This is a genomic window from Chitinivibrionia bacterium, from assembly GCA_009779925.1.
GTDB lineage: Bacteria > Fibrobacterota > Chitinivibrionia > Chitinivibrionales > Chitinivibrionaceae > WRFX01.
The window spans coordinates 45541-64235 of the sequence record WRAZ01000005.1 but is presented as its reverse complement, the minus strand read 5'-3'; the positions used below and the strand labels follow the sequence as shown (position 1 = coordinate 64235).

Here is an 18695-nt window from a genome sequence, read left to right as displayed (position 1 = left end):
TCTGCGTTTACTTACCTCTCGGGGCGTAGGCTTACGAAAAATCTTTGTCCGCCGCGGCTGAATTGGAGGACTATCGGTTGGGCGCCTATTCTGCCGATTTCTCGGTTTAGTTCTTTTAGCGTTTTTACTTGGGCGAAAGGTCTGTCGGGCGCGGTTTTTATTGCAAGAAGATTGTCGCCTGCTCTTACGTTTGCGCGAGCTGATACGGAATTCGGAGCTACCACGGACACCATTATTGCGCCGCCCTCGTCGGTTTCGCGGACGGTCATTCCCATAAAGTCAACGGTTTGCGGCTCGTCGGCGTTTCGGCGTTGTCTTTGATTTCGCGCGGCGACTTGCGGGCTTTCGCCTCTGACGGTCGGGGTAATATTGAGCGTTTGTCTTCTGCCGCCGCGGATAATTTCTATCGGATAGGTTTCGCCTGCTACAAGAAGCGCGGCGATGTTGCGCAAATCGTTTGGTCCCGTTGTTCTTCTGCCTGCAAGCGACATTACTACGTCGCCGGCTTGTATTCCCGCTCTGTATGCGGGCTCGTTTTCGAATACCTCGTTAATTAAAACGCCTCGTTCGCGAAGTCCAAGGGCGTCGAGCATTGTTTGATCCATACCCGCTATGCTTACGCCGAGCCAGCCGCGGCGCACTTCGCCCGTGTAAATCAACTGCTCCATAATGTTTCGCGCTTGTAGGATTGGAATTGCAAAGCCTATTCCCATATAGCCGCCCGAACGTGTTAGTATCATTGTGTTAATTCCTATAAGCTCTCCTCTGATATTCACAAGCGCGCCGCCCGAATTACCGGGGTTTATTGCGGCGTCGATTTGTATGAAATTCTGGAATTGGTCGCTTCTGGTATAACGTCCGAGCGCAGAAACTATTCCCGCGGTCACGGTCGATGACAAGCCGAACGGATTTCCCACAGCCATAACCCAATCGCCGGGGCGCAGTTCGTCGGAATTACCCAAATACGCTACGGGCAAATCGTTGACGTCGTTTGTAATTCTGATGACGGCGACGTCCGCAAGGGTGTCCACGCCGACTATTTCCGCGTCGAATTCGCGCTCATCGTGAAGCGTAATTCTTATTTCGCTTGCTCCGTGAACAACGTGCGAGTTCGTTAAAATGTAGCCGTTGCTCGACACAATAACGCCCGACCCCGCGCCGCTCTGACGTCTTTCTCTCGCCTGAGGCTGTTGTTGTTGCTGTTGCCGCGGGTCGCCGCCAAAAAATGGAAAACCGAAGAAGTCAAAGGGGTTTTGACGGACTAAAACCGTGTCGATGTGAGTGGAAGTGATTGACACCACCGTCGGAATTACGCTCTCGGCAATGTCGGCAAATACTGTCGAAAACGCGGCGAATTCGGGCGATACGTTCACCTTGGGGCGCTGGGTTGCGCCAAATTGCACGCTTCCGCGCTTTGGAAAAACCCGCTCGCTCGCCACCGCCGAAAATCCAACTCCCAAAAGAACGCCTGCAAGAAGTGTAGCCACTGAAATAAATTTGCGATTTAACATTAAATTCTCCTTATTCAAAAAAGTTCAAATTTTTTTCTTTACTTTAGATACCGCGAAACAGCATTTTGTTTCAAAAAAACGCCATTTTTTTTCTTATCTGCTCGCTATCATTACCGCCAAAAGCACCGAAACATATTGACAAATAGCCCCGCTCAGCACAAAAATGTGCCATATTGCGTGATAATGATAGATTTTGCGAAACAGATAAAAGAAACAGCCCAATGTGTAAAGTCCGCCGCCGACAATCAGCATTACAAGCACGGGAACGGGCAGTTCCACAAAAAAACGCTTGCCGCCGACAAGCAAAAGCCAGCCCATAATTATGTATATTGCGGTGCTTGCAAACTTAAAACGTCCCGTAAAAAACACCTTGAAAATTATCCCCAAAACAACCAAAGACCACTGAATTGAAAGCAGAGTTATTCCGAACGGGTCAAGCATATAAATAAGCAAAAACGGCGTGTATGTTCCCGCGATAAGGACGTAAATCGAAATGTGGTCGAGCTTGCGAAGTATTTGTTTTGCGTCGGGATTTTGGGTGCTGTGATAAAGAGTTGAGAACGTAAAAAGCATAAGAAAACTGAACGCGTAAATTGTTGCGCCGACAACTCCCGCGGTGTTTCCCGTTCCCGCGCCGATTGCCGAAAGCAAGGGAATTGCCGCCACTCCGAACAAAACGCCCATTCCGTGCGTTATTGCGTTTGCCATTTCGCGGCGCAGTTCTTTTTTATCCATTGTTATTGCCTCGCCATTCTTTCTTCGCGAAATTTTCTGAACGGTGATTTTTCCGCTTCTTCTTCGTCGTTATTGCGCGCGCTTCTTGCGGCGTGGCTTACCGTAATGCCGCTTGTTCTCTGGAAAGTCCAGCCGCTGAGCGACAATGTATTGCCCCATATCGAATAAGAATAAACGTCCGTATTAAAGCCGCCCGACCCTAAAAACAGTCGGCTGTTATCGATTGTGTGCCACGTGCCGTCGTTCCAAGCATACCACGCGCCGTCAATTCTTTCTATGTCCGAAAATGTTCCGTTAGAGTGGAAAACAAAGCCGTCGCCGCCCATTATCCAAGCCTCGCCAAAGGAATTTACCAATCTGCCGTCTCGCCCGACCTGACCGCCGCCGTCGCCGATTGACGTCCATTGAGCAAACAGCGTGATTTCGGAGTTTACCGTGTAATTGCTTCCGCCGCCGCCAACTCTTGTACCGCCGACCGCCGACGTAAACCAACCGTTAAACGTGTGATTATTTCGGGTCGGCGTTGGTAAATTTATTTGCGTGCCCGCCAAAAGCGTTATCGGCGAAAAGAAAGTGCCGCCCTGAGAATTGAAAGTTATTGTAATGCTTACGTTAAGCCCGCTTCTTCTTACAAAATTTCGACCGTTTACAGTAAGATTGTTGTTGTGCACAAAATAAATCCAGTTATCTACGTTAAAGTTTTGCCAAGTCAGCGTAAGTTGATTGTTGTTGCTTGTATGCCACGTTCCCCCGCCGACCGATCTCCAAGACGGCGACCATTGCGAGCCGAAATTTTCTATTCGCGAAAACGTTCCGTCCGAATTAAAAACGTAGCCGACGTCGTTAACCACGCTGTCAATCCAAGCGTTGGTTGAGCTGTTTATAAGCCTATTGTCCAGCTCCGCCTGCCCCCAATCGCCGATATGACCCGTTTCAAAATCAACGCAGCCGACTGCAAAGAAACTTGCCGAGGCAAAGATTGCCAACGCGACAAAAAATTTCAGAAAGATATTGCTCTTCATAACGCAATTTTTTCCTTTTTCTCATAAAATTTTCACAGTATTCGCTATAGTTAGAGGAAACAAAATACAATATTGCAACAGATAAAAAATATAATTTGCAACAAATTGCAATATTTTCACATTTTTCCCTTGTATCTTTCGGCAAATAATATATTATGCGACACGAGATTGGATTTTATGATATTAAAACCCTGTTCGTGAAAAACTGAGTTATAGGCAGGGGGTTTACAGAGAAAGTAGGGTTTGTGAAAATTGGAAGAGAAACACTTATCAATTAAAAACGTCGTTAAAAATTTTGGGGATTTTCAGGCGTTAAAAGGAGTCTCGATTGAGATAAAAAAAGGGGAGTTTTATTCATTACTCGGACCGTCGGGTTGCGGTAAAACCACATTGTTGCGAATAATCGCGGGGTTTGAAGAGCCGACCGACGGACTGGTAGTCTTGGGCGGAAAAAATATGATACCGTTCCCCGCAAACAAACGACCTATAAACACCGTGTTCCAAAATTATGCGCTTTTTCCGCATTTGACCGTTTTTGAAAACGTCGCTTTTGCGCTTCGGTTAAAAAAGACGTCCAATTCCATAGTAAAAGATAAGGTGCAAGAGTTTTTGGAACTTGTGCAACTTTCGGAAGAGGGAAAAAAACTTCCGTCTCAGCTTTCGGGCGGGCAAAAACAGCGGGTGGCAATAGCGCGCGCGCTCATAAACGAGCCGAGCATTTTGCTTTTGGACGAGCCGCTTTCGGCGCTTGACGCAAAACTTCGCCAACGAATGCTCGTAGAACTCGACAACATTCACTACAAAGTCGGCATAACCTTTATTTATGTCACCCACGACCAGCAAGAAGCGCTCAGCGTGTCCGACAGAGTCGCCGTAATGAGCAGAGGCGAAGTAATGCAAATCGGCACTCCTTTTGAAATTTACGAAAGTCCCGCGAACAAATTTGTCGCGAGTTTTATAGGAGAAACCAATTATTTCGGCGGAGAAGTCGTCGAAATTCTCGAAAATAACTACATAAAAATAAAGCTCGACGAATTAGGCGAAATTACCGCGTACAAAGACAAGCCGCTTAAGGTCGGCGACAAAATAAAAATTTCAATTCGCCCCGAAAAAATCAGAATTTCGCACTCAAAGCCGACAAACTTAAACACGCACACAAACCTTTTGCACGGCAAAGTTGACGACGTTATTTACTCGGGTTTTCAGAGCAAATTTTTTGTTTTGACGGAAAACACCCTGTTTCGCGTTTTCAGGCAACACGTAAATTTCTTTATGGATGAAAAAGCGATAAATTGGAAAGACGACGTTTATATTTGGTGGGACGGCGACGACGGCTACATCGTAGAGGTCGAGAATTGAAGAAGAATTTAGGTCCGATTTACGTTGCTCCGACGACCGTTTGGCTCGCCGTGTTTTTCATTGTCCCGATAAGCATTATTGTTTATTACAGCTTTTTGACCAAAGGATTTAACGGCGGTGTCGTTCATCAATTTTCTTTGGAAGCATACCGAACGCTCTACAATCCCACCGTATTGAGAATAGCCTTAAACACGCTTTGGATAGCCGTCGCCACAACCTTGGCGGCAGTGTTAATTGCGGGACCTTGCGCGTATTACATCGCCCGAAGCAAATACAAAAATTTCTTTTTGCTCCTCGTAATAATTCCGCTGGGAACGAATTTTTTAATACGGATGTACGCGTGGCTGGCAATTTTGGGCAACAACGGGATACTCAACAATTTTCTTATGTCTTTGGGGTTGATTGACGCGCACATACAGTTTTTGTACAACACCAACGCGGTAATTTTGGTTTCGGTTTATACGTATTTGCCGTTTGCGATTTTGCCGCTTTACGCCACCATAGAAAAGTTCGATTTTTCGCTCGTGGAAGCCGCAAGAGACTTGGGAGCGACCAAATTTACGGCGACCACGCGCATTTTACTGCCTAACATAAGAGGCGCGATAACCACCGCCGCAATTTTTGTTTTTATGCCCGCCTTCGGAAATTACGCAATCCCGCAAATAATAGGCGGCGCAGACTCGTTTATGCTTGGAAATGTAATCGCGCGCGAAATAACGATAACCCGAAACTGGCCTCTCGCCTCGTCTTTGTCCGTCGCCCTAACCGCCATAACCACCGTCGGCGTACTGATTTTTATGCGCCTTAACCGTCCCTCGAGCGAAAGGATTGCGCAATGAAAAAAGCAGTAAGCGCCCAAACAGGCAAACTTTCTTTGAGCGGCTTTATTTTTGCCGTCGCTTTTATGTATTTGCCGCTTGTAATTCTTATAATTTTTTCGTTTAACTCAAGCAGAATGATGAACTGGGAGGGATTTTCGATTAGATGGTACAACGAACTTTTCTTTAATTCGGCGCGGCTTTGGCAGTCGTTTGCAAACAGCGCGATAATTGCTTTTTCGTCGGCTACCGTCAGCACCGTTATAGCAACTTTGGGCGCAATAGGACTTTATCGCTACCGTTTTCGCTTCAAAAACACAATAAAAACCGCCGCGTTTATTCCTATGCTTATTCCCGAAATAATTATAGGCGTGTCGTTGCTTATATTTTTTGCGGGAATAAATTTGCCGCTGAGTTTGTTCACCATATTTTTGGCGCACACCACTTTTAACATCCCTTTTGTGCTTATGGTGGTTATGGCGCGCTTGGAGTCGTTCGATTTTTCCATAATAGAAGCCGCATACGACCTCGGAGCAAGCGAATTTCAGGTGCTTTCAAAAGTGATTTTGCCCTCCGCAATGACGGGGATAATTTCGGGCTTTCTTATAGCCGTGGCTCTTTCTTTGGAGGATTTTGTAATAACATTTTTTGTTGCCGGACCGGGCGCTTCAACGCTTCCGATACACGTGTTTTCTATGATAAGATTTGGCGTTTCGCCTGTAATTAACGCGCTTTCGGTGGTTGTGATAATCGCAACGGTGATATTGGCGATTTTGGCGAGAAACGTAGTAAAATATATGTTTGATAACAATAAACAACAATAAACCATAAGGAGGTTTTTATGAAAATGGCTGTCAGAGTTGCCATTATTGTAATTGCGGCGCTTGCCGCGGGACTTGTGATTTCGGGCTGTGGAACGGGCAAACCGCGCCTTTACGTTTACAACTGGGTGGACTATATGCCCGAAGACGTAATAAAACAGTTCCAGAAACGCTACGGCGTAAAAGTAGTTTACGACGTATTTTCGTCGAACGAAGAGATGTTTGCAAAACTTAAGATAAGCGGCGCGCAATACGACGTAGTTGTTCCCTCGGGCGACCACGTTTCTATGATGATAAGAAACAATATGCTCCAAGAAATCGACCGTTCTTTAGTCCCCAATCTGAGACATCTCGACCCCGAAGTCCTCGCAAAAATAATCTTTGACCCCGAACAGAAATTCAGCGTTCCTTTTGCAATCGGAATGGCGGGAATAACCGTAAACACCGCTAAAGTGCAAGACTTTGAAGAGAGTTGGAGAATTTTTGAAAATCCCGAACTCCGCGGCAGAATGACCCTTTTGGACGATATGCGCGAAGTTATGGGCGCCGCTCTCGCAACGCTTGGATATCCCATTAACAGCACCGCTCAGGCAGAACTCGAAGAAGCGAGAGACCTTATAATGCAGTGGCGCGAAAACATAGTAAGATTTGACGCCGAAACTTTCGGCAGAGGTTTTGCCACAGGCGAATTTTGGGTAGTTCACGGCTACGCGGAAAACGTATTTTTGCAACTCGACGACAGAGCGCTTAACCACACGCATTTCTTTATTCCAAGAGAGGGCGGTCCGATGTACATAGACAATATGGTAATCCCCGCAAACGCAAGAAACGTGGAATTGGCGCACAAATTCATCAATTTCATCCACGAGCCCGAAATTTATGCGCAAATAATGGATTATTTTGAATTACCGTCAATAAATATCCCCGCGCGCGAATTTATGACCGAAGACCCTCGCTACCAAATAGAAGATTTGGCAAACGGCGAATTTATGGAAGATTTAGGCGCATATCTAACAATGTACAACCGAATTTGGCAAGAAATCCGAGTGGGAAGGTAGTTTTTTTTTCGTAGGGGCGACCGAGAGCGGTCGCCCGTTTAAATAAAAAAAGAAAGGCGGAAAATTCGGCGCAATGCAAGGACAGATGAAGAAGTTGGGGATGTGAGAGCGCGTTTTCGCATTTTTCTGCAATTTTTCACAAAAAAACACCAAATAACCGCAGTCCTATCAAACAAATAGTATTTTATAAGACATAAAAACCTTAAATAAAACAACAAGGCGAGGCAAGCATTATGGAAAAATGGCAAGAAGAGATGGCTGCAATAAGAGCGGCAATGGCGGAAAACATGAAAGGTTTTGCGGAGATTCGGGAATTGCAAAAAAGAAACGAGGAGGAAGCAAGGGAGCGTGCTACCGAAGAAAGGAAGCGTGCCGCTGAAGCAATGGAGCGCGCAGATAAAGAAAGGGCTGAAGCAATGGAGCGCGCAGCCGCAGCCGATAAACGTCTTGCAAAATTAGATGAAAGTTTGGATAAATTAAAAGAAACAGTTGTTGGAATTAAAGAAACAGTTGTCGGAATTACAGATAACCACGGATTTGAAGCAGAAGAGTTTTTTCAGTCTGTTTTTGCGCAGAATCTTAATTTTGCCGGCATAAAATTTGATAAAATGTATCCGAATTGGAAAATTGTAGGAAAAGAAAATTGCGAATTTGACATCGTTTTGGTAAACGGAGAGTCGGCGGCAATTATTGAAGTTAAGAATAGAATACACCCCAGTTTTGTAAAAAGATTGGCAACTACAAAACTTGCGCAATTCAAAAAGTATTTTAAAGAAATAAAAGAGCCCAAGATATACTTGGCTGTAGCAGGTTTTTCTTTCGCAAATGCCGTCATCGAAGAAGCCGATAAATACGGAATAGGCGTAATAAGACAAAAAGGCGATTCTTATGTCGTAAATACCGATTCTATTAAAACATATTAACTAAATAAAATACTATATGCCATTCCTAATTTTATAGATTTTCAATTTTACTTTTGACTTTTTCCTGTAAATAACATATCTTCTTAGTACAGAGAACAGGGGATTTGAAATTCCAAATTTTCCACAAACCCACCCCCGCTACAAAAAAACGACCGTTTTTTTGTAGCGTAAAACTCACCCAAACACAGCTTTTCAAGCGGATTTTTCTGTTTTTTATCGAAATTTCACATCAGGCATAGGAATATTATGTATTTTACTCGCGTAAATTACGAAAAACTAAAGCAATGTCGGAGAAATTTATGGAAGATTGTTTGTTTTGTAAGATTATTGCGGGAAAAATTCCCTGCGAAAAGGTTTATGAAGACGAAAATTGTCTTGCGTTTAAGGATATTGCACCTAAAGCGCCTGCTCATTTTTTGCTTGTGCCGAAAACTCACGTTGAAAACGTTCACTCAATAGGCGACGAAAACGGCGAAATTGCTAAAAACTTGTTTGCGGCGGTGGCAAAAATCGTGAAACAGTATAAATTGGACGAAAGCGGTTATCGAATGGTGGTAAACAGCGGCAAAAACGGAAGACAAACCGTTTTCCATTTGCATATTCATATACTCGGCGGCAAAAAAATGGGTTGGAGCCCCGCGTAAATGAAAGGGCTTTTGCTTGTTTTTCTACTGCTTTTTATGGGCGGATGTGCGTATGTAAATACTCTTTACAACGGTGCGGAAGCATTCCGAAGAGCCCAACGCATCGAAAGACAAGGCGCTCGAATGTCGCGGGATTCGGCTGTAATTGCAAGACAAACAGAGCCGCTTTACAGGCGAGCAATCGAAAAAGCGCAAAAAGTGCTTTTGGAATTCCCACGCTCCGAAAGGGCGCACGACAACGCGTATTTCCTCAAAGGTCTTTCGCTTTTTGCGCTGGGCGAATATATGTCGGCAATCAATGATTTTGAAATACTTCTGGAATTTTTTCCCGAAAGCAGATTTGTTCCGCGCTCGCTTCTGAAACTTGCCCGCGCTAACGCACGTGTCGGCGATTTTTTGGCTTCTTATGCTTATGTAAACGAAATTTTGGAGCGGTTTCCCGAAATGGCGAGCAATCAGGATTTGGTTATGCTTCGCGCGGATTTGGCTATAGAACTCGAAGGAACTATGGCGGCAATTTCGGCTTTGGAAGAGCGACTTGCGCAAACAACCGACCCTCGCGCGCGTCTGATAATAATAGAGCGTCTTATGACCCTGAATATGAATACGGGCGACTACGAGAGGGCGCTTTCTTATACCGAAAATCTCCCAAATTTCGACAGAAGGTTAGCGCAAAATTTTTACAGAGTAGAGTTTCGCAAACTGCAGTGTTTACGGCGACTTTACAGACGACGCGAGGCTATAGAATTCGCGACTTTAATGCTTTCAAGACCTGCGTATTTGTATAACAGAACAGAAATTATGCTCGAAAAAGCGATTACTCTCATTGATATGGGACGATTTGACGAGGGCATACGAATTTTCGACGAAATTATAGCAATCGGCGGCGACCCGAGAGTGCGCGGCAGAACGTGGTTTGAGTTCGCAACCGTAAACATAGATATCCGAGGACTGCTCGATACGGCGGAAATCCAGCTCGACAGCGCGCTCGCGCTCACTCCCCGCGAGGACGAGGAACTCAGACAGCGCATAACGCAACGCCAGGAGGGCTTGAGAAACATCAGAAATCTGCGCGCCCAAATGAACGAAGCCGACCCGTTTGAGCCGATAGACAGCGCATATTTCAGACTTAGGATAGGTACGCAATTTTGGCTTTCGGCGCTTCTTCCCGACTCGGCAATGGCGTATTTCGGCACGCTTGTGGAAGCGAGGCAGACCCCCGACAGCGTTAGAGCTATAGCGCTTTTTGCTATGGCGTATATATACAGAGACATAAAAAACGACACTATTACGTCGGACAGTATTTTTAATTCGATTATTCTGAATTATCCGCAGTTCGAGGCGGCAAAAGCGGCGCAGGAGCAACTCGGATTAGAGATTACTTTGATGACAAGGCGCGATTCGGCAAATGTCCAATTCGCCGTTGCCGAACAACTTATGATAGACAATGACGGCGAATTTTCGCAGGACGCTTATCACGCATATTTGCTTACGGCGCTTAGATTTCCCGACATAGAAGACGTGGCGGCGCGCGCGCTTTTTGCGGCGGGTTGGCTTGCAAACAGACGAGCAACCACACGAGACGGCGTGCTCGACACAACGGTTGCAATGGTATTTCTTCGCTTATGCGACCTTTATCCCGAAAGCGAGCAGTGTAAAGCGGCACAGGAAATGATGAACATAAATGAGGCGCAGGCATTTGCGCAAGAACACGCCGCACGCCTCGAAGCAACTGCCGCCGAACTTTTAGGCAACGAAGCAAGGCGCGAAGACGAAGAAGACGGCACTGCAACACCGCAGGAGCGCAGAGCAATTCTTCCCGATTTTCAAAGCTGGATATAGGTATATTTAATGGCAACGGCAAAAAATTATCCGCTTGTTATTCCTTTTTGCGCCGTTATGTTTAACGACAAAAACCTGTGCGAAAAAGCGTTAAATTTCCTGAAAACAGTACTTGGCGATATTGCAAAAATGTCCGCCGAAATCGATTTTTCCGCCGAAACCGACTATTATGATGCCGAGATGGGCGGCAACAAGATAAAAAAAATTTACATAGTTTTCAAAAATCCGATGAAAAGAGAATTTTTGGCGCAACTAAAAATAAAAACCAACGAATTTGAGCAAAAGAACGCCGAAAACGGAAACCGCCGCATAAATTTAGACCCCGGATATATCACAAAAGACAAATTTGTGCTTGCAAGCGCAAAAGATTATTTTCACAGAATAGCAATCGGCGAAGGAATTTTTGCCGAAACTACAATTCACTTTGAAGCAAACGACAAAATTCGCCGATTTTCGTGGACATACAGCGATTATTTGCTTGACCACGTACAAGAGCTGTTGCTCTTCGGACGAAAGTTAGCGTAGCATAGAAAGCAGAAATGTGGGGGCGAAACATTTTTCGTCCGTTAAAGAGTTTGCCCAAAACGTATTTTCGTCCCTTTAAAACTATATTAAAGGAGTAAATATGAGCTGGAAAAATAAAGTAAACTGGAATAATAAAGATGTTATCAAGTATTATTTGGATTCGGCGTGGGCGTTTGAAACGCTTTGGGGACCCGATATGCACTACGGATATTGGGAAAAAGGCGTAAAAACCCAAAAAATGGCTTCGCGACGAATGAACGAAAAACTTGTCGAAAAAATCAACATTACAAAAGACGACTATGTTTTGGATGCAGGTTGCGGCATCGGCGGAAACGTGGTTTGGCTCGCGCAGACTTACGGTTGCAAAGTCGTCGGAATTACAATTGTTCCCGAACAGATAGAAACCGCAAAACGCCGCGCAAAAGAAGCGGGCGTCGAGGATTTGTGCGAATTTGTGCTTATGGATTATATGAATTTAACCTTTGCAGACGAAATGTTTACGGTGGTTATGGGGCTCGAAAGTATATGCTATTCCAACCCGAAACTCGATTTCATAAAAGGAGTTTTCCGCGTTCTTAAAAAGGGCGGACGTTTCGCAATGGCGGACGGATTTGCCGCCAAAGACATAGATATAATGCAAGGCAACGACAAAAGAATAATGCACCGCTGGATGGACGGCTGGAAACTCAACAACTTAGAAACTATGGAACAATGGAAGAAAAACGCGGATTTGGTCGGATTTTCGACGGCGGACTTTACGGATATAACCAAAAACGTAATGCGAACGGTAAGAATTATGCTCGCTTGGTCGCTTTTTTCGATACATTGGCACATACTCGACAAGTTTTTTGAAATTCGCGATTATCCCAATGATGCGCTTTGGTATCAGTATTGGGCGGTCAAGAAAAATCTGGCGAAATACGGAATTTTCTGGGCGACGAAGTAAGAGATATACTTACCCGAAACCAACCATACAATCGAAGATTTTTTTACCTTTATGTTCCACCCATTTGGATTGCGGTTTGCCGATGTTTTTTTCGCTGCGAAAGTCGAAGGTAAGTAAAAAGCCGAGATCCTTGTTTTTGCTTTCTAAGTATCCGCAAAGTTGGTCGTATGCTTCTTCGTGCGCCGCTTCACCGTACCAGCGCTTTAACTCTACTATAAATTGTTCCGCGCCGTAATCTACAATGACGTCCGTTCTTTCGGCGTTGCGGGTTTCGCTTTCTATATGGTAAAAACCCGCGCCGTTTATTACCGGTCTGATATATGTTAAAAACAGCATTCGGCACTCTTCTTCCAAAAATTTTTTACTGCTTTCACGATAAAGTTCGTAATAGTGTCGCGCAAATCTCTCTATGCAGAGTTTCATATCAAACTTGCCGCCTTTTACTACGTCGCTCGAAACCACTCTGTCTATACGAATGCCTTTTCGCTGTTTTTCCGTAATAAAATGCTCGTAGATAATTAATTCGAAAATTGTGTTATCTATGACAACTTTTCCGTTTTTATTTCTTAAATACCCGAAAGTAAATCCTAATCCCATAGCGTAATCGGTCGCGCTAAATTTATAAGCGGCGCCGTTTATCGTTATGTCGTAAAGCAAATCCGACAATTCTTTGTCGGCTAAAATGTTTTTACCCAAATCGTCAATTAGAGTGCTTTGCTCTTGAAGAATTAACTTTACCGCTTCCAGAACGCCGTCTTTTGTCCAGTTTCGCCCCAATTCTTTTTCGATACACTCGCAAATTCTTGAAACAAGATACGGATATCCGCTTGTATAATCGCGAATTTCTTGGGCAACCGCTTGAATATCCATTCCGGAATTGTGGTCTTTTTCGTATTCCGTAAGCATAGAAGCGATTTCTTTAACGCTCAACGACATATCAACATTAAAGTTAATTGCTATATTCCAAGGTGAATTTATGCGTTTTTCGCCGTCTTGGAGTTGATGAGTGCCCGCTTGCACCATTTTTACTTTAAGATTTTTTATGTCGTAAACTCCGGCTAAAATTACGCTTTGAAACGTTGCGCCGACTTTTCGGGGTCTTTTGAGATATTTGTCGCGCAAAACACCTAAAAATTTCAAAAAAATGGTATTGTTTGAAGTTTTATCGACTTCGTCTATCATTAAAACATATTTTGTCTTATCGCAAGCTTTATCAAGAAAAGCGTCAAGAGCGGCAAATGTATCAACGGTCTTATCTACCCAAACCTCGGAGCCGGGCAGTTTTCTTTGTGTAAAATAGTTTGCGCACAAGCCAAGAAAACCTTGGCAAAAACTTTCGGGTGTTTCAAATACTTCGTCGTCAACTCCCTCAAAACTAATCGAGATTACGGTATATTTTTCTGCAAGTTGCTCTTCCAACAAAAAAAGCGTCGTTGTTTTTCCGTATTGTCTGCCGCGGTTTATGCCGAAATATTCTCCTTGATCCACAAACTGTTTTATCTGAGCTATTTTTTCGCTTGTGTCCGCCATATAGTGTAAATCAGGCACGCAAAGTCCCGTTACATTAAATTTGCGCATATTCCATCTCCTTTTTTGCTTATTATTTATCGCATAAAATACGTTATGCCGCAGTCTGAAAACAAAAACCCGCCGAATTCAGGCGCCGCTCTTTGAAAAGACAAAAGAAGGCAGACAAAACTGCCTGCCTTCTTGTTGAAAAGTTAAACGATCACTCGTTTATGGTATTGGAACTAAAATGGAAGCTCCTAAATCAGTCCAAACTGGACTAATTACAGTGCTAATGCCAGTGCCTCTTCTTGCTCTGACTCGAGCGCTATAAGTCGCCCCAGGTAATGCTGTGAAATCATACAAATTACCCTCTACCATACCATTAAACTCAGTAAAAGGAGTACCGCTTGCCCATCTTGTTATTACAAGGTCGTAGCCAGTCGCGCCGTTTACTCTGCTCCACACAAATCTTGTTCCATCGTACGTTATAGAGGAAATACTGAGATCGCAGAGTGTTCTTACAGACACAGTGTTAGCGCCTACGTGTTCGCTTTCAATAACGCCGCCACCGCAAGGAATCTCCGTTGTAATTCTAAACCAATAGGTTGTCTCAAATTCCAAATGGGTGGTGATATCCCTTGTCGGAAGAATATCCAAGTCAGACGCTATTTGTGGAACTCTAGCCACCCAAACAAACGGACCGTTTTCATTTTCCGATCTGTAAATGTTATAACCGCCTTCCATAGGTATATCGGCTCTTTCCCATTTAAGACGAACTGCGTTGCCTTGATTGAGAGCCTCTGCTTCGAGACCGCTTACAGCCACGGGTCTTATGCAGTTTATTGCTGTTTGGATAGCCGACGTGTCGCCGTTAACTCCGCAGATGTTTACGGAAATAACTCTGTATCGATAAGTTGTTCCCGCGACTAATGTTTGAGCGTCATCGACAAAAACTGTTCCTGCAATACCCGCCAAACCGCCCGTGGGCGCCGGAGTAATAAACGACCAATTCGTATCTGTGCCTTCAGCTAAAGCGCGTTGTACTAAGTAGCGCGCCGCGTTAGCTTGGTCGTTCCAAGAAATTCTGAAAATAGTGCTTGCTGCAGTGCTTATGTTTTGAACTTGCAAACCTGATACGGCAGTAGCTCTTTCACAAATTACTACAGGATTGTTTGAAGCAACTGTTTTTGCGCTCTCAATTCCGCAGGCGTTTACAGCGCTTACAAAGTAGTAATATGCAATGTCTCTGTTCACGCTACGGTCGGTAAACGAATGCCCTCTTACGTTTCTTTGAATAAGAGTTGCCGCATTTATACCGCTTACAATACCGCGATAAACATTAAAGCTTTCTGCACTGCCTGTCCAAGAAATTACTATGGAAGTATCGGAAGCAGGCGTAGCCATAACCTCTGAAACCGTCATAGTACCGCAATCTCTGCCTAAAGGTCCTACGCTTATCGTATCGGAAGCTTGGCTTCTTGAGCCGTCCGTTCCGCGAGAATGCGTTCCGATAACAAAGTATTTGTATGTTCTTGTAGAATCCAAATCACTGTCCACAAAGAATGTTTCCGTAAGCGTTCTGTGAAGCGTGAAAGTAGAGCCGCTCGAACGATACAACTCATAACTGTCGGCGCCTCTTGAAGCGTCCCATTCAAGCAACACTCTGGTCGCCGAAAGCGGTGTATATCCAAACGTTGCAGGCGTTTCCGGAACAAAAATATCGGTTGTTCTGCTTACGGCAGGAGAAAAAGCGCTGGTATCGCAGGAATTAACCGCTCTTACGCTATAAGAAAAACTTGTGTTCGGCAACAAATTCACATCAATAAAAAATGCTTCTCTTGTTGTTCCGATAAGATTACGCACAACATCTGTGCCGCTTCCCGATACGCGGTACACTCTGTAAGAATCCGCGTTAACGTTTCTGTCCCACGAAATTCTCATCTCGGGCATTTGAGTTTCGGTTCTGATAACAACCGCTACATTAGCCGGAACAGTCGGAGCGCCGTTTTCGCCTGCGCAATTAACCCATGTTCTGTCGGATACGGGCGCTTGAGTGAAAACATTGCTTATTCCGCAAGCGTTTACCGCAGCCACTTTATAGAAATATGTTGTTCCCGCAACAAGTCCCGTTGTGTCTGAAAATCTTGCGTTCTGTCTGCCGTTAACGCTGCCAGCAAGCGCAAAAGTTCCGTTTTCGGTTGCACTGCGGAATATTTGATATCCGCTTACCGTCTGGTCTGTGCTTTCCGTCCAAGTTATCAAAATGCGCGTCTGACCTTGCGCAACAGCCGCCGTTCCTGCTACACCGGCGGGAACTGTCCCCGGATCGCAGGGCGTTGTAGCCACAACAGGAACAGAAACTCTGCCCAAACCGCAATCGTTTTCTGCTCTAACCGTAAATACTCCGCGTACTCCGAAACCCACGTTAAACACAGAGGTGGTATCGCTGACAGTTCTGCTGTTCATTCCGGGAACGCCGGTGATACCAATCACATATCTGGTTGCACCCGGAACGCGGTTCCAACTCACTCTTATTGTATTCTGCTCAACAACAGTGGTTAGTCCGACAGGGATCTGGGGAGTTAAACAACCGGTCGAAGCAGAATCCATATTTGAAAATTCGCTTACTCCGCAACCGCTTATCACTCTAACTCTGAAAAAATAGAATTTTTCAGGAGCAAAATCGTGAAAAACATCGTGAGTAGTCGCCGCTGTCGTTCTTATGATTGTCTGAACTTCGTCCGCTCCGCCTTCCGCAGGGAAAGGTCTGTCGGCAAAATGCAATTCGTAATGAGTTGCATTAAGCGCAGCGGGCCATTCTACGCGAATAAACAAGTTAACGTCATTCGTCCCCGTCGCTTGTTGCGAAAACGCTCTCAAATCTTTGAGCGCCGCAGGCGGAAAGCAGGTTGCGGAAAGCGGAGCGGACATAGCGCCTTCATCTCCGTCGGCATCAACAGACGAAATTCTGTAGAAAATCTGCGATACGTCTTCTAAAGTCGCAACATTGTCAATGAAGAACGTTTCGGTTCTTGTGGCAATAAGGGTATAACCCGTCTCACCCTGCGTCTTGCGGTACACATTGTACTTCACAGCGCCGTCAACCGCTTCCCACGAAACATTCACAAACTCTCCCGTTGCTGTCGCCTCTATGCCCGTCGGCGCGACAACACTACTCTTTACTACTACTTCGTCCGAATCATCACTCGAACAAGCCGTCAAAAACACAATGAACGCCAAAAAGGCTAAAATCATTGTTAAACTACCCCATTTTCTCATTAAAAACCTCCTTATTAGATTTAAATGTTAAGAGAAAATAAAAAACACTTATTGATAACCGTTTTTTTGCAAAGTATAGCGTATGAAAAAAAAGGGCGCATAAAATATGCGTCCGTGTTTTTAAATATCTTTGTAAAGTTTTTGTCAAGCAAGAATAATATAGTACTGCATAACCAACAATACATATATACACGTAGAGAGAGAGAGAGAGAGAGAGAGAGTACTTTACGCCGCACGTCTCTGTCAAGGGTATTTTGAAATTTTGTAAAAATTCTTGAAAACAAAATTTCAGAGTTTGAATTTACGCGATTTTTAATCGCACAACCTGTTTTGCCCATAATTATAGCCTGCACACCTTTTAGATTTTTATAAGTTATTGCCGCCACCATAATAACACGGAGCAAAAAATAATATTTATCTTTAAACACAGTCAAGGGGAAATTTAAAAATTTGCAAAAAAACTTGCATTTCCTCAAAGAATTAAATTATTTTCCCGTTAAAATTATAATAAAAGTTTAGGAGTTTACAGCAAAAATGGCAGCTAAAAGAGATTATTACGAGGTGTTGAGCGTCTCAAAAGAGGCAAGCGAAGACGAAATTAAGAAAGCATACCGAAAACTCGCGGTTCGTTTTCACCCCGATAAAAATCCTAACGACCCAGAAGCGGCGGAAAAATTCAGGGAAGCAACCGAGGCGTACGAAGTACTAAAAGACCCGAGCAAGCGCAAGCAATACGACCAATTCGGGCACTCGGCGTTTGACAACGGCGGAGGCGGATTTGGCGGAGGCGGTTTCGGGGGCTTCGGCGGAATGGACTTGAACGAAGCGCTAAAAGCGTTTATGGGCGACTTCGGCGGCGATTCGTTCTTCGGCGATATATTCGGGTCGCGCGCAGGAGGAATGCGCAAAACGCAAACGCGGGTCAATCAAGGCAAAAACATTCAGATTAAACTCCCGCTCTCCCTTAAAGAAATGCACGACGGCGTTTCCAAAACCATAAAACTTAAACACAAAGTAGGATGTTCTACCTGCGGCGGAAGCGGCTCCAAAAACGGTCAGCTCGAAAACTGCAAACAGTGCAACGGAAGCGGAAGAGTGCGCAGAGTAATGCAGTCGATTTTCGGACAAATGGTGCAGGAAACCATCTGCCCCAAATGCTCGGGAACTGGAAAAGCTGTCGGCGACCCTTGTCATACTTGCGCGGGAACGGGCATAGTTTTCGGCGAAGATACGGTAGAAATCAAAATCCCCGCAGGCGTAAGCGAAGGCAACTACATAACCGTTGACGGCAAAGGCGACAAAGGCGCAAACAACGGCACAGAGGGCGATTTAATTGTAATAATTTTAGAAAAAGAAGACCAGATTTTCACACGTCAAGGCATAAATTTAATGACCGAAATGGACATTACTTTCAGCGAGGCGGCTTTGGGTTGCGAGCGGACTATCGAAACGTTTTCGGATAAAATCAAAGTTAAAGTTCCCGCGGGCGCGCAATCGGGCAAGGTCATAAAAATTGCAGGTCGCGGAATGCCCGTGCTTCACAACGAAAAGACAAAAGGCGACATTCTCATAAAAATAAATGTGAAAACGCCCGAATCTTTGTCGAAAGAAGAGCGCCAGCTTTTTGAAGAACTGCAAAAATTAGAACAGCAACCCAAAAGTTTTTTCCGCAAAATAACGAGTATGTGGAATTAAAACAGGTT

Annotated in this window: 15 protein-coding genes; 10 read left to right on the top strand and 5 right to left on the bottom strand. The window is 44.7% G+C overall.

Going from position 1 to position 18695, the window contains the following annotated elements; all coding sequences use genetic code 11:
* Positions 1–11 precede the first annotated feature (11 nt).
* From FWE23_03285 to FWE23_03275, 3 genes are all read right to left on the bottom strand, one after another.
* A complete protein-coding gene (locus FWE23_03285; protein MCL2844461.1) occupies positions 12–1511 on the bottom strand; it encodes a Do family serine endopeptidase in 1500 nt (499 codons plus the stop codon).
* 93 nt (positions 1512–1604) lie between these two features.
* Entirely contained in the window at positions 1605–2246 is a 642-nt protein-coding gene (locus FWE23_03280; GenBank protein MCL2844460.1) for a hemolysin III family protein, read from the bottom strand.
* A 2-nt stretch (positions 2247–2248) separates the two neighbouring features.
* Positions 2249–3268, bottom strand: a complete 1020-nt coding sequence (locus tag FWE23_03275) for an InlB B-repeat-containing protein (protein ID MCL2844459.1) — start codon at positions 3266–3268, stop codon at positions 2249–2251.
* A gap of 252 nt (positions 3269–3520) precedes the next feature.
* Here FWE23_03275 and FWE23_03270 point away from each other — a divergent pair, with 252 nt between their 5' ends.
* The 9 genes from FWE23_03270 to FWE23_03230 all read left to right on the top strand — a co-directional run bounded on the left by FWE23_03270 (position 3521) and on the right by FWE23_03230 (position 12204).
* Positions 3521–4627: an ABC transporter ATP-binding protein gene (locus tag FWE23_03270; GenBank protein MCL2844458.1), complete on the top strand. Its 1107-nt coding sequence runs from the start codon at positions 3521–3523 to the stop codon at positions 4625–4627.
* Positions 4624–5466 carry an ABC transporter permease gene (locus tag FWE23_03265; GenBank protein MCL2844457.1) on the top strand — a complete coding sequence of 281 codons (843 nt, stop codon included), beginning with the start codon at positions 4624–4626 and terminating at the stop codon, positions 5464–5466. Before FWE23_03270 ends, FWE23_03265 begins: the two co-directional genes overlap by 4 nt.
* Positions 5463–6269, top strand: a complete 807-nt coding sequence (locus tag FWE23_03260; protein ID MCL2844456.1) for an ABC transporter permease — start codon at positions 5463–5465, stop codon at positions 6267–6269. Before FWE23_03265 ends, FWE23_03260 begins: the two co-directional genes overlap by 4 nt.
* 17 nt (positions 6270–6286) lie before the next feature.
* Complete coding sequence (locus FWE23_03255; GenBank protein MCL2844455.1) at positions 6287–7324, top strand: extracellular solute-binding protein; 1038 nt, start codon at positions 6287–6289, stop codon at positions 7322–7324.
* Between the two features lie 233 nt (positions 7325–7557).
* On the top strand, positions 7558–8247 hold the full coding sequence (locus FWE23_03250; protein ID MCL2844454.1) for a hypothetical protein: 690 nt from the start codon (positions 7558–7560) through the stop codon (positions 8245–8247).
* Positions 8248–8546: 299 nt separating this feature from the next.
* Entirely contained in the window at positions 8547–8891 is a 345-nt protein-coding gene (locus FWE23_03245; protein MCL2844453.1) for a histidine triad nucleotide-binding protein, read from the top strand.
* Positions 8892–10733 carry a tetratricopeptide repeat protein gene (locus FWE23_03240; GenBank protein ID MCL2844452.1) on the top strand — a complete coding sequence of 614 codons (1842 nt, stop codon included), beginning with the start codon at positions 8892–8894 and terminating at the stop codon, positions 10731–10733. It begins immediately after the preceding gene.
* A 9-nt stretch (positions 10734–10742) separates the two neighbouring features.
* A complete protein-coding gene (locus FWE23_03235; GenBank protein ID MCL2844451.1) occupies positions 10743–11258 on the top strand; it encodes a DUF4416 family protein in 516 nt (171 codons plus the stop codon).
* A gap of 100 nt (positions 11259–11358) precedes the next feature.
* On the top strand, positions 11359–12204 hold the full coding sequence (locus tag FWE23_03230) for a class I SAM-dependent methyltransferase (protein ID MCL2844450.1): 846 nt from the start codon (positions 11359–11361) through the stop codon (positions 12202–12204).
* Positions 12205–12213: 9 nt separating this feature from the next.
* Here FWE23_03230 and FWE23_03225 read toward each other — a convergent pair whose 3' ends face one another.
* Both FWE23_03225 and FWE23_03220 read right to left on the bottom strand, forming a co-directional pair.
* Positions 12214–13782, bottom strand: a complete 1569-nt coding sequence (locus tag FWE23_03225) for an AAA-like domain-containing protein (protein MCL2844449.1) — start codon at positions 13780–13782, stop codon at positions 12214–12216.
* Between the two features lie 159 nt (positions 13783–13941).
* Positions 13942–16992: a hypothetical protein gene (locus tag FWE23_03220; GenBank protein ID MCL2844448.1), complete on the bottom strand. Its 3051-nt coding sequence runs from the start codon at positions 16990–16992 to the stop codon at positions 13942–13944.
* A 534-nt stretch (positions 16993–17526) separates the two neighbouring features.
* Here FWE23_03220 and dnaJ point away from each other — a divergent pair.
* A complete protein-coding gene (gene dnaJ / locus FWE23_03215) occupies positions 17527–18687 on the top strand; it encodes a molecular chaperone DnaJ (protein MCL2844447.1) in 1161 nt (386 codons plus the stop codon).
* The last annotated feature ends 8 nt before the right edge of the window (positions 18688–18695 follow it).

What these genes read in the sequence shown, in the direction of transcription:
- FWE23_03235 (MCL2844451.1), top strand. Translation starts at nt 10,743, where the DNA reads ATGGCAACGGCAAAAAATTATCCGCTTGTTATTCCTTTTTGCGCCGTT.
- FWE23_03240 (MCL2844452.1), top strand. Translation starts at nt 8,892, where the DNA reads ATGAAAGGGCTTTTGCTTGTTTTTCTACTGCTTTTTATGGGCGGATGT.
- FWE23_03245 (MCL2844453.1), top strand. Translation starts at nt 8,547, where the DNA reads ATGGAAGATTGTTTGTTTTGTAAGATTATTGCGGGAAAAATTCCCTGC.
- FWE23_03220 (MCL2844448.1), bottom strand. Translation starts at nt 16,992, where the DNA reads ATGAGAAAATGGGGTAGTTTAACAATGATTTTAGCCTTTTTGGCGTTC.
- FWE23_03285 (MCL2844461.1), bottom strand. Translation starts at nt 1,511, where the DNA reads ATGTTAAATCGCAAATTTATTTCAGTGGCTACACTTCTTGCAGGCGTT.
- FWE23_03250 (MCL2844454.1), top strand. Translation starts at nt 7,558, where the DNA reads ATGGAAAAATGGCAAGAAGAGATGGCTGCAATAAGAGCGGCAATGGCG.
- FWE23_03275 (MCL2844459.1), bottom strand. Translation starts at nt 3,268, where the DNA reads ATGAAGAGCAATATCTTTCTGAAATTTTTTGTCGCGTTGGCAATCTTT.
- FWE23_03260 (MCL2844456.1), top strand. Translation starts at nt 5,463, where the DNA reads ATGAAAAAAGCAGTAAGCGCCCAAACAGGCAAACTTTCTTTGAGCGGC.
- dnaJ (MCL2844447.1), top strand. Translation starts at nt 17,527, where the DNA reads ATGGCAGCTAAAAGAGATTATTACGAGGTGTTGAGCGTCTCAAAAGAG.
- FWE23_03230 (MCL2844450.1), top strand. Translation starts at nt 11,359, where the DNA reads ATGAGCTGGAAAAATAAAGTAAACTGGAATAATAAAGATGTTATCAAG.
- FWE23_03255 (MCL2844455.1), top strand. Translation starts at nt 6,287, where the DNA reads ATGAAAATGGCTGTCAGAGTTGCCATTATTGTAATTGCGGCGCTTGCC.
- FWE23_03225 (MCL2844449.1), bottom strand. Translation starts at nt 13,782, where the DNA reads ATGCGCAAATTTAATGTAACGGGACTTTGCGTGCCTGATTTACACTAT.
- FWE23_03280 (MCL2844460.1), bottom strand. Translation starts at nt 2,246, where the DNA reads ATGGATAAAAAAGAACTGCGCCGCGAAATGGCAAACGCAATAACGCAC.